Origin of the sequence: Mycobacterium sp. 1245801.1, from assembly GCF_001673055.1 — a bacterium.
In the GTDB taxonomy this organism is placed as follows: Bacteria; Actinomycetota; Actinomycetes; order Mycobacteriales; family Mycobacteriaceae; genus Mycobacterium; species Mycobacterium europaeum_A.
Window position 1 is genome coordinate 1 of the sequence record NZ_LZKY01000265.1, and the last position, 13221, is coordinate 13221.

11 protein-coding genes and 1 pseudogene are annotated in these 13221 nt (G+C 65.9%); 9 read left to right on the forward strand and 3 right to left on the reverse strand.

Annotation, left to right across the window (positions count from 1 at the left end; all coding sequences use genetic code 11):
* A pseudogene (locus tag A5622_RS29230) lies at window positions 1–151 on the forward strand (TIGR03857 family LLM class F420-dependent oxidoreductase); the annotation flags it as partial.
* A gap of 80 nt (window positions 152–231) precedes the next feature.
* Here A5622_RS29230 and A5622_RS16990 read toward each other — a convergent pair.
* Window positions 232–1728: an acyl-CoA carboxylase subunit beta gene (locus A5622_RS16990; RefSeq protein WP_066866588.1), complete on the reverse strand. Its 1497-nt coding sequence runs from the start codon at window positions 1726–1728 to the stop codon at window positions 232–234.
* Between the two features lie 209 nt (window positions 1729–1937).
* On the opposite strand from A5622_RS16990, the gene A5622_RS16995 reads away from it, so the two are divergent.
* The 5 genes from A5622_RS16995 to A5622_RS17015 are packed head-to-tail and all read left to right on the forward strand — an operon-like array spanning window position 1938 to window position 7323.
* A complete protein-coding gene (locus A5622_RS16995; RefSeq protein ID WP_066880156.1) occupies window positions 1938–3158 on the forward strand; it encodes a cytochrome P450 in 1221 nt (406 codons plus the stop codon).
* 57 nt (window positions 3159–3215) lie between these two features.
* Entirely contained in the window at window positions 3216–4040 is an 825-nt protein-coding gene (locus A5622_RS17000) for an SDR family NAD(P)-dependent oxidoreductase (protein WP_066880157.1), read from the forward strand.
* 56 nt (window positions 4041–4096) lie between these two features.
* Window positions 4097–4714 carry a TetR/AcrR family transcriptional regulator gene (locus A5622_RS17005; RefSeq protein WP_066880159.1) on the forward strand — a complete coding sequence of 206 codons (618 nt, stop codon included), beginning with the start codon at window positions 4097–4099 and terminating at the stop codon, window positions 4712–4714.
* Between the two features lie 23 nt (window positions 4715–4737).
* Window positions 4738–5415, forward strand: a complete 678-nt coding sequence (locus A5622_RS17010; protein ID WP_066866593.1) for a hypothetical protein — start codon at window positions 4738–4740, stop codon at window positions 5413–5415.
* 3 nt (window positions 5416–5418) lie between these two features.
* Window positions 5419–7323: a YhgE/Pip domain-containing protein gene (locus A5622_RS17015; RefSeq protein WP_066880161.1), complete on the forward strand. Its 1905-nt coding sequence runs from the start codon at window positions 5419–5421 to the stop codon at window positions 7321–7323.
* A 10-nt stretch (window positions 7324–7333) separates the two neighbouring features.
* Here the strand turns inward: A5622_RS17015 and A5622_RS17020 are convergent, their stop codons facing one another.
* Together A5622_RS17020 and A5622_RS17025 are read right to left on the reverse strand one after the other, a co-directional pair.
* Window positions 7334–8491, reverse strand: coding sequence for a Zn-dependent alcohol dehydrogenase (locus A5622_RS17020; RefSeq protein WP_066880165.1), 1158 nt, complete (start codon window positions 8489–8491; stop codon window positions 7334–7336).
* Entirely contained in the window at window positions 8488–9720 is a 1233-nt protein-coding gene (locus tag A5622_RS17025) for a cytochrome P450 (RefSeq protein WP_066880167.1), read from the reverse strand. Before A5622_RS17025 ends, A5622_RS17020 begins: the two co-directional genes overlap by 4 nt.
* Before the next feature lie 296 nt (window positions 9721–10016).
* On the opposite strand from A5622_RS17025, the gene A5622_RS17030 reads away from it, so the two are divergent.
* The 3 genes from A5622_RS17030 to A5622_RS17040 all read left to right on the forward strand — a co-directional run.
* Window positions 10017–10976, forward strand: coding sequence for an alpha/beta hydrolase (locus A5622_RS17030; RefSeq protein ID WP_066866601.1), 960 nt, complete (start codon window positions 10017–10019; stop codon window positions 10974–10976).
* 222 nt (window positions 10977–11198) lie between these two features.
* Window positions 11199–12341, forward strand: a complete 1143-nt coding sequence (locus tag A5622_RS17035; protein WP_066880169.1) for an acyl-CoA dehydrogenase family protein — start codon at window positions 11199–11201, stop codon at window positions 12339–12341.
* A gap of 10 nt (window positions 12342–12351) precedes the next feature.
* Window positions 12352–13221, forward strand: an 870-nt coding sequence (locus A5622_RS17040; RefSeq protein WP_066880171.1) for an acyl-CoA dehydrogenase family protein, incomplete at its 3' end; no start/stop codon positions are given.

Genomic DNA, 13221 nt, shown 5'->3' on the forward strand with positions numbered 1-13221 from the left:
ATGGCTGGAGCCCTCGGCCACCGGGTCCGCGCAGCAGTGTGTGGATCGCATCCGCAAGGAATTCGACTACGGGGCCGACGCGGTCATCATGCACGGCGCCACCCCCGACGAGCTCGAGCCGATCGTCGCGGCCTACCGGTCTGCCAGGTAGCGCGAGCAGACGCAAAAGCCCTTAAAATTGCCCATTTTCGGGCGAAATCAGGTGCTTTTGCGTCTGCTCGGCGGAGGAATTTACGGCATGATGACGGTCCGGGTGACCGGTTCGGCGGCGGCCTGCCTGCTGGACAGGCCGCGCTTCAAGGACGCGAGCAACGCGTCGCGCGTCTCCCGGGGATCGATGAGTTCGTCGAAGCCCATGTGTTCGGCCGACCGGAAGGACGCCTCCAGCTCGGCGTTGCGCAGCTTGGCCGAGAGGTCCTCGCCGGCGTGTGACGCGCGGCTGAGCGCCGCGGCGCTCATGGCGCCCATCGTCGCCCCGGGATAGGCGAAGGTCGCGACCTGATGGTCGAAGCCCAACAGCGACATGACCATCGACCCGAACCCGTACGCCTTGCGCAGCGTCAGATGCAGCTTCAACGTGGTGGCGGCCGTCTGCGCGGCGAACATCCGTGCGCCGGCACGCAGCACGCCGCTGCGCTCGGAGCGGCTGCCGGGCAGCATGCCGGGATTGTCGGCGAGGAAGACGATGGGCAGGTGGAACGAGTCGGCCACCATGATGAAGTGCGCGGCCTTGTCGGCGGCGTCGGCGTCGATGGAGCCCGCCAGCACCTGAGGCTGGTTGGCCACAACCGCAACCGGGTGACCGCCGAGGTGGGCCAGCCCGCAGATGATCGCCTTGCCGTACTGCGGCTGCACCTCGAACCAGTCTGGGCTGTCGAAGATGACGTCGAGTACGGCGCGCATGTCGTAGACGCGGCGGTTGTCCCGAGACACGATGTCGAGCAACTCCGGCGTCTGCCGCGGCTCGGCGGCCTCGTCGGCGGGCAGCGGCGGCGGATAGGACCATGCGCTCGGCGGGAAGTAGGACAGATAGCGGCGGACGTCGTCGAGGACGGCCTCGTCGTCCTCGGCGACATTGTGGATCACGCCGCTCGGCAGGGCGACGGTCGGTCCACCGAGGTCCTCCTTCGAAATCTCTTCTCCGGTGGACTCTTTGACGACAGGCGGTCCGGCGGTAAAGATCGCTCCCTGCCTGCTCATGATCCGGAAGTCGCAGACCGGCGCCACCAGTGCGCCGTGCCCGGCCGAGGGGCCGAGTACGGCGGCGACGGTCGGGACTCGGCCCGAGCATTGCGCCTGGGCCAGCAGGTCGGTGGGGGTCCGGCCGTAATGGCCGCCGGTGGGCCGGAAGCCGGCCCCCTCGAGCAGCATCACCAGCGGAATCTTGTCCCGGACCGCCAGTTCGGCGATGCGGTAGCGCTTCGAGTTGCCACCGGGGCCGATGCTGCCCGCCATGGTGGTGAAGTCCTCGGCCCCCAGCATCACCGGTGAGCCGTTGATCTCCCCGGAGCCGACAACCAGGCCGTCGGCCGCGATCTCGCCGCCGACCAGGGTGCCCAGCTCGCGGAACGTGCCCGGGTCGAGCAGGTAGTCGATGCGCGCACGGGCGTCGAGCTTGCCCTTGCCGCGATGCTTGTCCAGCCGCTCCGGCCCGCCCATGTCCCACGCCTGCCGGCGGCGCCGCTCGAGATCCTTGAGCGTTTCTCCCCAATCCTGGGCTTTCGCCATTCCTATGTCCTACCTCACGGAGATTCGTCGCGCGACCAGTCCTTTGGTGGCGACCCGCCGCGCCCGGCTACGCCGCGCTTGCGATCGCCACGTTGCAGGGTCACATACTGGATTGCTTACTGTAAAGTTACCCGAATGTCTGACGCCGCTCGTCGGGAGGTCGACCAGGCGTCCCAAATCGAGGAGTCTCACCAGTGAGTGCAACGACGATGGACGAGGCCGCGAAGCTCTTGGCGGACCCGTTGGCGTACACCGACGAGCGGCAGCTGCATGCCGCGCTGACGCACTTGCGCGCCAACGCCCCGGTGTCGTGGGTAGAGGTCCCGAATTACCGGCCGTTCTGGGCGATCACCAAACACGCCGACATCATGGATATCGAACGCGAAAACATGCTCTTCACCAACTGGCCCCGGCCGGTGCTGACCACCGCCGAAGGTGACGAGATGCAGGCGGCCGCCGGGGTGCGGACGCTGATTCACCTGGACGACCCGCAGCACCGGGTGGTGCGCGCGATCGGCTCCGACTGGTTTCGCCCAAAGGCGATGCGGGCGTTGAAGGTTCGGGTGGACGAACTGGCCAAGACCTATGTCGACAAGATGATGGCGGTCGGCCCAGAATGCGACTTCGTGCAGGAGGTCGCGGTCAACTACCCGCTCTACGTCATCATGTCGCTGCTGGGGCTGCCCGAGGCCGATTTTCCGCGGATGCTCAAGCTGACCCAGGAGTTGTTCGGCAGTGACGACTCCGAATTCAAACGCGGGAGCACCAACGAGGATCAGCTGCCGGCGCTGTTCGACATGTTCCAGTACTTCAACGGGGTGACGGCGTCTCGTCGTGAGCACCCGACCGAGGACCTGGCGTCGGCGATCGCGAATGCCCGGGTCGACGGCGAACCGTTGTCGGACATCGACACGGTGTCCTACTACCTGATCGTGGCCACCGCGGGCCACGACACCACCAGCGCGACCATTTCCGGTGGGCTGCACGCCCTTATCGAGAACCCCGATCAATGCCGGCGCCTGCGCAACAACCTGGACCTGATGCCGCTGGCCACCGAGGAGATGATCCGCTGGGTGACACCGGTCAAGGAATTCATGCGGACCGCCGCCAAAGACACCACCGTGCGGGGAGTGCCCATCGCCGCGGGCGATTCGGTGCTGCTGTCCTATGTTTCGGCCAATCGTGACGAGGACGTCTTCAGCGATCCGTTCCGCTTCGACGTCGGTCGCGACCCCAACAAGCACCTTGCCTTCGGTTACGGTGTGCACTTCTGCATGGGTGCGGCGCTGGCCCGCATGGAGGTCAACAGTTTCTTCTCCGAGTTGCTGCCCCGCCTGGAATCCATTGAACTGACCGGTGATCCGGAATTGGTCGCCACCACCTTCGTGGGCGGCCTCAAACACCTTCCGGTGCGCTACTCGCTGACCTGAGCGCGGGCGCACCGTTGCGTCGGGGTCCTCGATACACTCCGGTGTGGAGGTCTCGCAATGACGCGCAGGACGATTGTCATCACCGGCGCCAGCGACGGCATCGGCGCAGCCGCGGCCCGTCGCCTCAGCCGCACCGGCGACCAGATCGTCGTGGTGGGCCGCTCCCCAACCAAGACCGCCGCGGTGGCCGCCGAATTGGACGCGGACTACTTCGTCGTCGATTACGCCGACCTGTCCCAGGTGCGGGCGCTGGCGGAAAAGATTCGTTCGCAATACCCGCGCATCGACGTGTTGCTCAACAATGCGGGCAGGATGGCCAGCAAGATCGAGCTGACCGCCGACGGTTACGAACGCACCTATCAGGTCAACTACCTGGCGCCGTTCCTGCTGACCACCCAATTGCTGGATGTGCTGCTGCAGTCGCACGCCACGATCGTCAACACCACCAGCTCGTCGCACAAGCTGATTTTCCGGGCCACCGTCGACGACCTCGAGAACACCGCCAGCCGTCGGCCGGCCGCCGCCTACGCGTTGTCGAAGTTGGCAATCATGTTGTTCACCAAGGAATTACACCGGCGCTACCATGCCGGCGGACTTTCCGTCGCGAGCGTGCATCCCGGCAACGTCAACTCCAACATCGGTGTCGCGTCGGGTTCGCGATTCCTGGTCTTCATGCAGCGGTACACCCCGGCGGCGCTGTTCATCTCGACCCCGGACCAGGGCGCCGACCAGTTGGTGCGGCTGGCGTCGAGCACGCCCGGTTCTGAGTGGACACCCGGCGCGTACTACGCCAAGCGCAAGGTCGCCAACACCAGCCGTCTGGCAGAGGACCCGCGATTGGCCGCCGAACTGTGGGAGCGCACCGCGTTCAGGGTCGGCTGACGGCTCCGTCGGGGTGATCTTCGATACTCCGTAGTATCTAACCGATACCGAACGGTATGCTGCTGCACATGTCACCTGTCAAGCCGCTTCGCAGCCGCCCCACCCGGGGTGAGGTTCGCGACCGGATCCTGGACGCGGCGTCGAAGGTTTTCGCCGCCGAAGGGTTCGCCGGTGCCACCATCGACGCCATCGGCCAAGCCGCGGGCTTCACCAAGGGTGCGGTGTATTCGAATTTCGAATCCAAGGACGAGCTGTTCCTGGCCCTGCTCGACCGCGAGTTCGAGCTGCGCGGCGAGCAGATCGCGATTGCGCTGGGCCGCAGCGACGGCGACCGTGCCGCGGCCGCGCGAGAGGTGAGCCGATCGGTGCTCGACTCGGTCCGCGAACATTCCGACTACTACGTACTGCTCGTCGAGTACTGGTTGCGCGCCCAGCGCGATCCACAGTTACGGGAACGCCTGATCGGGCGCCGCCGCGCCGCGGCCGACCAGGCACTGCACATCGTCGAATCGACCGACACCGTGCCGGGCGACCGGCGACTGACCGACGTAGCCCAGCTCGTCGTCACGATCAACCTGGGGGTCGCGATGGAAGAGGTGTTGCGTCCGGGAACCATCAACCCCGATCTGCTCGCGCAATTGATCACCGCACTGCTGGAATCGATTCCGGTTTAAAGGGTATTAGGGAAAGCCACACCATGGATGCCAAGGACGAACCGGACGACATCGCACCGGTCATCACCGCCACCGGATTGGGGGTCGACGGTGAGCACGGGCCGTTGTTCTCGGGGGTCGACCTGACCCTGACGCCGGGTTTTCACGCGATCCAGATGCCCGGCGGGCACGGGCAGACTACCCTGCTGCTGACACTCGCGGGGCGTTTCAAGCCGAGCCACGGCACGCTCACCGTCCTCGGCGAGACAACCCCGCGCGCGATTCGCCGGCAGTGCTCCATCGCGGCCTTCGATGACATCGATGACCTGGAGGATTCGGTGACCGTGGGGACAGTGCTCGCCGAGCAGCGCCGGTGGCTGGCGCCGTGGTATTCATCGGTGCCGCTGCAATCGGGTCCGGCCGAGCTCACCGAGGTCTTCGGCGAGATGGCCCCGCCGTCGAACGACACCTACATCGTCGAACTGTCAGACCTCGAACTGTTCTTGCTGCGAATCACGCTGGCGTTGCTGTCGAACCGTCCGATCCTGGTGGTCGGCGACCTCGAACAGGTTCGGGACAATTCCCGGCGAACGATCGCCGCCGACCGGCTCGGCGTGATCGCGAGACAGCGCACCGTCGTCGTCGGGGTGACCAACCCGCTCGGCACGGACGCACCCGACCACGAACTACACGATCACCGCATCCTGACCGGAGAGGGCTGAAAGATGCTGGCTGGACTCGCCTTTGGCTCAGAGATCAAACGCTTCGGCCGTAGCCGATTGACGCGCGTGGCCATCGTCGTACTGATGCTGTTACCGCTGGTGTACGGGGCGCTGTACCTCTGGGCGTTCTGGGATCCGTTCGGCCACACCAACAAGATGCCGGTGGCGCTGGTCAACTCCGACCGTGGCGCCGTCGTGTCCGGGCAGCAGTTCAACGCCGGCGCGGAGATCGCCAAGAGCCTGACCGCGGACGGCGGCCTGGACTGGCACGTCGTGGACTTAGCCGAGGCGCGCAACGGAGTCGACCACGGTAAGTACTACTTCATGGTCGAGCTGCCGCCGGACTTCAGCGCGGCGATCGCGTCGCCGGTGACCGGGCAACCGAAGAAGGCCAACCTGATCGCCGTCTACAACGACGCCAACAACTACATCTCGACGAGTATCGGCCGTACCGCCATCGGCCAGGTACTCAACGCCGTATCCAGCCGGATCTCGGGACAGGCCGTCAATCAGATGTTGTCGGTGGTGGTTTCGTCGGGATCGGGTATCAAGCAGGCCGCGGACGGGGCGGCCCGACTCGATGACGGTGCCGGTCAGCTGGTGGCCGGCCTGGACAGCGCGCGGTCCGGCTCGGCGACGCTTGCCGCCGGTGCCAAGCAACTGTCAGACGGAATCAACCAGGCCACCGACCCGCTGCTCGCGGTGACCAAGGCGGTGTCCCAAATCGGTGGCAGCACGCAGCAATTGCAACAGGGTGCCACCGCGCTTGCGCAGGCCAACGATCAGCTCGGCACCATCGCCGCGGCGCAGGACGCCGCCGCGAGCTCGCTGTCATCGGTGATCGATCAGCTCTCCGCCCGACAGGATCCGCTGGCGAACAACCTGCGCGGCATCCAGGATCAGCTGCGGGGCCACCAGTTCACGCCCCAGATCCGCCAGCAGCTCACCGATGCGCAGAACGCGGCGATCGCCATGACATCCGGATTGCGCAACCCGGGCAGTCCGCTCGCGTCGGCTCTCGACCAGGTCGGCGGTAAGGGACAGGAGTTGACGAACAAGCTCACCCAACTGCGCGACGGGGCCCAGCAAGTCGCTACCGGTAACGCCGAATTGGCCGGCGGCATCGGCAAGCTCGACGACGGCGCGCGCCAGCTCAAAGCGGGATCGGCCGAGCTGGCGACCAAACTCGCTGAGGGGGCCAAGCAGGTACCCAACTGGACAAGCCAGCAAAAGGATGCGGTCGCCGACACCATCGGCGGTCCGGTGCAACTCGAGGCTTCACATGAGAACGCCGCGCCCAACTTCGGCACCGGGATGGCTCCGTTCTTCCTGACGCTCGCGCTGTTCTTCGGCGCCTTGGTGCTGTGGATGGTGCTGCGGCCCTTGCAGACTCGCGCGATCGCCGCGGAGGTGCTCGCGATCCGCGTGGTGCTCGCCAGCTACCTGCCCGCCGCCGCGATCGCGGTATTCCAGGCCGCCATTCTCTACTGCGTGGTCCGGTTCGCTCTCGGTGTGCACGCGGTGCACCCGGCGGCCATGCTGGGGTTCATGATGCTGATTTCCGCCGCGTTCGTGGCCGCCACGCAAGCCATCAATGCGCTGGTTGGTCCGGCGGTGGGCCGGGTGCTGATCATGGCCCTGCTCATGTTGCAGCTCGTCAGCGCGGGCGGCTTGTACCCCGTGGAGACCACTTCGCGGCCGTTCCAGATCCTGCACCGCTTCGACCCGATGACCTACGGCGTCAACGGACTCCGGCAGCTGATACTCGGTGGTGTCGACGCCCGGCTATGGCAGGCGATCACGGTGCTGGCCGGGATAACGGCTGTCGCACTGGCGATCTCGTGCCTGTCGGCGCGCAGAGACCGGCTCTGGAATCTCAGCAGGCTGATTCCCGCGATCAAGATATAGCCGGCGTGGTTCAGCAGATCCCGAAATCGATGATGCCCCGCACGATTCTGCCGTTGAGCAAATCGTCGTAGGCGTCGTTGACCTCGTCGAGGCGATAGCGCTTGGTGATCATCTCGTCGAGCTGGAGCTGGCCCGTCTCATAAAGTTTGGCCAGCCTGGAGATGTCCGCCTTGGGGTTGCACGAGCCGAATATGGTGCCCGCCAACGTCTTGTTCATCAGGATGAAGTCCTGCAGGTCGATCTTGACCGACCGGGTCAACTGCGAGGTCATGCCGGTGAGCACGCAGGTGCCCCCCTTGCGGGTGAGCTTCACCGCGTCGCGTACGTCTGCCGGAGTGATCAGCGACGGCGAGACCACCACCGCGTCGGCCATCACTCCGTAGGTCAGACCGCGCACCAGGTCCAGCGCCTCGTCGATCGTCGCCGCGGTGTGCGTGGCGCCGAACTGCAGCGCCGATTTCTGCTTGAAGTCCACCGGGTCGACGGCCACGATCTGGGCGGCGCCGTTGATCCGGGCGCCCTGGATCGCGCCCGTCCCGATCCCGCCGACACCGATCACCGCGACGGTGTCCCCGGCGCGCATGTTCGACCGGTTGGCGACGGAGCCGTAACCGGTTGGGATGGCACAGGACAGCAGCGCGCTCGACGTCAGCGGCAGGTGTTGCTCGATCTTCACCAGTGAATTCGTCGACACCACAGTGTGTTCGGCAAATGCGCCGATCTTGGCGATGTGGCCGAGGCTGCGGCCGTCGGCGGTGTGGTGGCGGAAGGTGCCGTCGGTCGGCATCCCCGGGATCATGGTGCCGATGCCGACATCGCAGAGGTATTCGATTCCGCTGGCGCACCAACGGCATTGGCCGCACACGGCGACGAACGACATCACCACGTGATCACCCGGCGCGAAGTCGGTGACGCCGGGGCCGACCTCACGCACGATGCCAGATCCCTCGTGACCGCCGATCGTCGGGAACATGGTCGGCAGCCCCATGGATCGCATCACCTCATTGGGCGCCGACATGTCGCCCTTGAGGATGTGGTCGTCGGAATGGCACAGGCCGGCGGCTGCCATCTGTACCAGGACCTCGCCGGCCTTGGGGGGATCGAGCTCGAATTCCTCGACGGACCACGGCCCGCCGACGTCGTGCAGGATCGCCGCGCAGCTTCTCATGTGGCGGGGGCGAACGTGACCGGAAGCTTGTTCGGCGACCGGAAGGTGAGCCCGACGATCCTGGATTCCTCGCCGGTTCCGTCGTCGGGCACGAACGCCAGCCGTTCGACGCGGTCGAACAGGCTGTTCAGCATGACGCGCGTTTCCAGCCGGGCCAGGTGCATGCCGAGGCACATGTGGATACCGCCGGCGAAGGCGATGTGGGACTGGCGCGGCCGGCGAATGTCGAAGGTGTTCGGATCGGTCCAGCGGCTCTCGTCGCGATTGGCCGAACCCATACACATGTCGATCTGCGCCTCGGCCGGGATTGTCTTGCCGCCGATTTCGACCTCTTCGGTCGTGGTCCGCATGACCATGGTCAGGGGCGTCTCGTACCGCAGGCCTTCCTCGATCGCCATCGGTATCAGCGACCGATCCTGATACACCATGGCCAGCTGTTCGGGATGGATGAGTAACAGGTACAACAGATTGCCCGACGAGCGATAGGTGGTCTCCAAGCCGGCCGGCAACAACAACCGCAAGAAGGCGATGATGGCCTCGTCGGTGAGCTTTTCCCCGTCGATCTCGGCGGCAACCAGGTCGCCGATGATGTCATCGGTCAGCTTGCGCCGGCGCTGTTCGACTTGTTTGAGGAAGTAGTCGTAGAGCTCGGTGGCGGCGTTCAATCCCGCCACGATGTCGGTGGGGATCGAGATCAGGTCGAGGGACAGACGCCGGAACAGGTCGAGATCCTCGGCGGGCAGCCCGAGCAGCGTCGAGATGATTCTGGTGGGAAATTCGAAGGTCACCGCCTTCACCAGATCGGCGTGACCGTCGTTCTTGATTTCGTCGACGAGTTGGTCGCAGACCGGCCCGATGACCTTCGGCTCCCAGCGCTCCAGCGCCGTCGCGCGGAACGCTTTGGCCACCAGGTTGCGGTGGTCGTGGTGTTCCCTGCCGCCCATCGCCAGGATGGTGTGTCCCATCACCAGCCCGATCGTCTTGTCGTACGCGGCCGAAGTGAAGACGCGGTCGTCGCGAAAAGCTTGCGAGACACCGTCGTAACCGAACAGGACCCATTCGTCGTTGGGCCGCAGCTCTTCTGGCAACTGGCTGTTATCGCCCAGGGAACCGTGCCATACCGGGTCGGTGTGGCGCATGTGCTCAAAGAAGGGATAGGGGCTGGTTTCGCCGGTGAAATCCAATGCAGGTACGACGGGCTGACCGTTCGGGCCAGTGCTGAGCGTCATCAGCGCTCCTCCTGAGACAACCGATAAGGCCGTTCACGCGGACCAAAAGCGAGTGCCCGCGAAGTCCACGGCGGGTGGAACCGAGCGGAAAATAGCTATCATAGTATAGATAGCAACGTAGCCCAATGGCTCGGACGCTTTCCGTCGCAATGCGACGCCTGGCACGTTCCCCCGCGACGAGCACCGCGTGTGTCGACCCCCGAAAACGCGGGTCTACCTTGAAGATGGTTTCCGGTAAGGCCTACCTTCCGAAACCGCCGATGAGCCCGCCCGACGAGCCCGAAAAATGAGTGGACATGACACAGACGAATCTGGCCCGGCCACACGGCCTCACTCGCATCGATCCGGTGCTGCGCGACGCCGCCGTGGCGTTGGGTGCCTTCGAATTCCGCGCCGAGACGCTTCCGGCCGAGCGTGAACACGCCAACCTGCTGGCCACCCAGCGCGCCGCGTCGGCAGACACCACCGGCGTGTCCATCGACTCCCGATCCATCGCCGGCCCGGACGGTCAGCAACTGGAGCTGCGGTTGTATCGCGGCCACACCGAATCCGCCGCGCCGGTGGTGATCTACGCCCACGGCGGCGGGTTCGTCACCGGAAACCTGGAGACCGACCACGCGCACTGCGTGGAGCTCGCCCGTGACGGCGGCTGCCTGGTTGTTTCGGTCGACTACCGGCTCGCGCCGGAACATCCGTGCCCGGCGGCGCTCGACGACGTCGAAGCGGCCTTGCGCTACGCGGTCGACAACAGCGCGGAGCTGGATGCCGACGCCGCCCGCATCGCGGTAATGGGCCGCGACGCCGGTGCGGCGCTGGTCGCGGGACTGACCCAGCGCATGTTCGACCAGGAAGGTCCGGCGATTCTGATGCAGATCCTGCACCAGCCGATGCTCGATTCCGACGCCACGCCCTCACGTCGGGAATTCCAGCGGACCCCCGGCCTCAACGGTCCGGCGGTGAGCCGGGCGTGGAACCACTACCTCGGCCACGCCAGCGCCAACGGTCAGCACGTGCCGGCGCACCGCGCCAACCTCGAAGGCCTGCCGCCGACGTTCGTCAGCTGCTCCGAGATCGATCCCTGTCGCGACGAGGCCATCGACTACGCCAACCGGCTGTTGCACGCATACGTCCATACCGAATTGCATGTGATCGCCGCGACCTTCAACGGCTTCGACTCGATGGTGCCGGATTGGATTGTTTCCCAGGAGAATCGGGCGCTGCATGCGCAGGCCCTGCGCCGCGTGTTCGCCATGTAGCGCAGCCGCGCCCCGGTGATGCCGGGCGACGAGGCGGACTCACCGGAGGGCGTGCCCGTCCCCATTTTTACCGACTGAGCTCCGGTATCTCTTACCGTATTGCGCGTTGCTAACATCAGAAACGCCAGCCAACCGAGGACCGATCGGGCGGATGATCAAACACTCAAACCGTTTCCGTTGCAGCCGCAGCGATCGAATGTCAAGAAGGATCCCCTCGGCACCATGACGACCCTCGACTCTCCGGAAAAGATTCTTTTCACCTCGACCACCCAGGCCTTTTTGGACAAGGAAGCGCCGCTGCGCCGGGTGCGGGAGCTGCACGCCGAGGGCACCTCGTTCGACCCCGCATGGTGGCGGCGCGCCGCGGAGCTCGGCTGGACCGCGCTGTTGGTCCCGGAGGAGTTGGGCGGCGGAAGCGTGTCGGGGAACGGCTTCGCCGACCTGGCCACGGTCGCCGAACAACTCGGGAAGACGGTGGCGCCAGGGCCGCTGTATCCGGTCAGCACCGTGCTCGCCGGCCTTGTCGAGTGCGCAAATTCCGGCGAGCACGCCGACACCATCGAGGCGCTGGTCTCCGGTGAAACCGTGGCGTCGTGGGCGGTGTGTGAGCCGGGGCAGGGTTGGGCACCGCTGAATCCCTCGGTGACGGCCACCGAGACCGACTCCGGTTACCGCATCGACGGCAGCAAGGACCGCGTCGAGGCGGGCGCCCAGAGTGCGGTGCTGCTCGTGGTGGCGCGCAGCGGCGCGCAGATCCGTCAGTTCCTGGTCCCGACGGGCGCCCCTGGCGTCCGGATCGAACCCCAGCAGTCGGTCGATCTGGTCAAGCAATACGCCCGTGTGCACTTCGACGGGGTCGTGGTGCCGCACTCCGCGGCCGTCGGCACCGCCGACGAGGCGGCGGTGCTCGTCGAGCGACAGAGCCAGATCGCTCAGGTGCTGCAATGCGCCGAGGTGGTCGGCGCTCTGCAGACGGTGTTCGACTTCACCGTGCAGTGGGCACTGGACCGGCACACGTTCGGTCGTCCGCTGGCGTCCTACCAGGCCCTCAAACACAAGTTCGCCGACATGAAGCTCTGGCTGGAAGCCTGTCGCGCCACCACCTCGGCGGCGGTCGCCGACGTGGCGGCCCGCGCGCCGCAAGCGAACCTGTCGGCCAGCATCGCCAAGTCCTACGTGGGAGAGATGGCGGGCCAGATCGTCCAGGCCTGTGTGCAGATGCACGGTGGCATCGGTGTCACCTGGGAACACGACCTGCACCTGTACCTGCGTCGAATCACGTTGTACCGCAGCATGTTCGGCACGCCGGAGGAACACAATCTGCGCGTGTACGAGTTCGAGAAGGCGGGTCGTTCGGCGAAATGATGAAGACGAGATGACATCAACCGAGTCTGTTGCGCAGTTCGCCGCCCGGGCCAGGGCATGGCTTGCGGCCAACATGCCCGCCATCGACCGCGAGGCCCCACCGGCCGCGCTGCGTGACGACGAACGGTCGTGGTTGCGGGCCCGGGAACTGCAAAAGCGGTTGTACGACGGCGGGTTCGCCGGGATCTGCTTCCCCCGCGAGTACGGCGGCCTCGGGCTGGACTACGAATACCAAAAGGCCTTCGACGTCGAATCCCTCGACTACGAGATGCCGTTGATCCTCAACACCCCGACGTTCACCATCTGCTGCGCCACGCTGCTCGACACCGGCAGTGAAGACCAGAAGAAGCAGCACATCGCCGCCGCGCTGCGCGGCGAGGAGGTGCTGGTGCAGTTGTTGAGCGAACCCAGCGGCGGATCGGATCTGGCCGGCGTCCTCACCCGCGCCGAGCGCCGCGGCGATCGTTGGATCATCAACGGCGCCAAGACCTGGAGCACGAGTGCGTTCGCCGCCGATTACGGCCTGTGTCTGGCCCGCACCAATTGGGAGGTGCCCAAGCACGAGGGCCTGACGATGTTCCTGGTGCCCATCGCGCATCCGGGAATCACGTTGCGGCACATCACGATGCTCAGCGGTTCCAGCGAATTCTGCGAGGAGTTCCTCGACGGTGTCGACGTGGGAGACGACGCCGTCGTCGGCGAGGTTAACGGCGGCTGGGCGGTGGCCTCGCGGCAGCTCTACCACGAGCGCCGAGCGGTGGGGCAGGGGTCCGAGTTCGCCAGCGGCGGTGGCAGCGAGGGCGGCAACGCGATTCCGGTCGACTACGTGGCCCTTGCGGAGAAGACCGGACAGGCCGACGACGAACGCGTGCAGGAGATG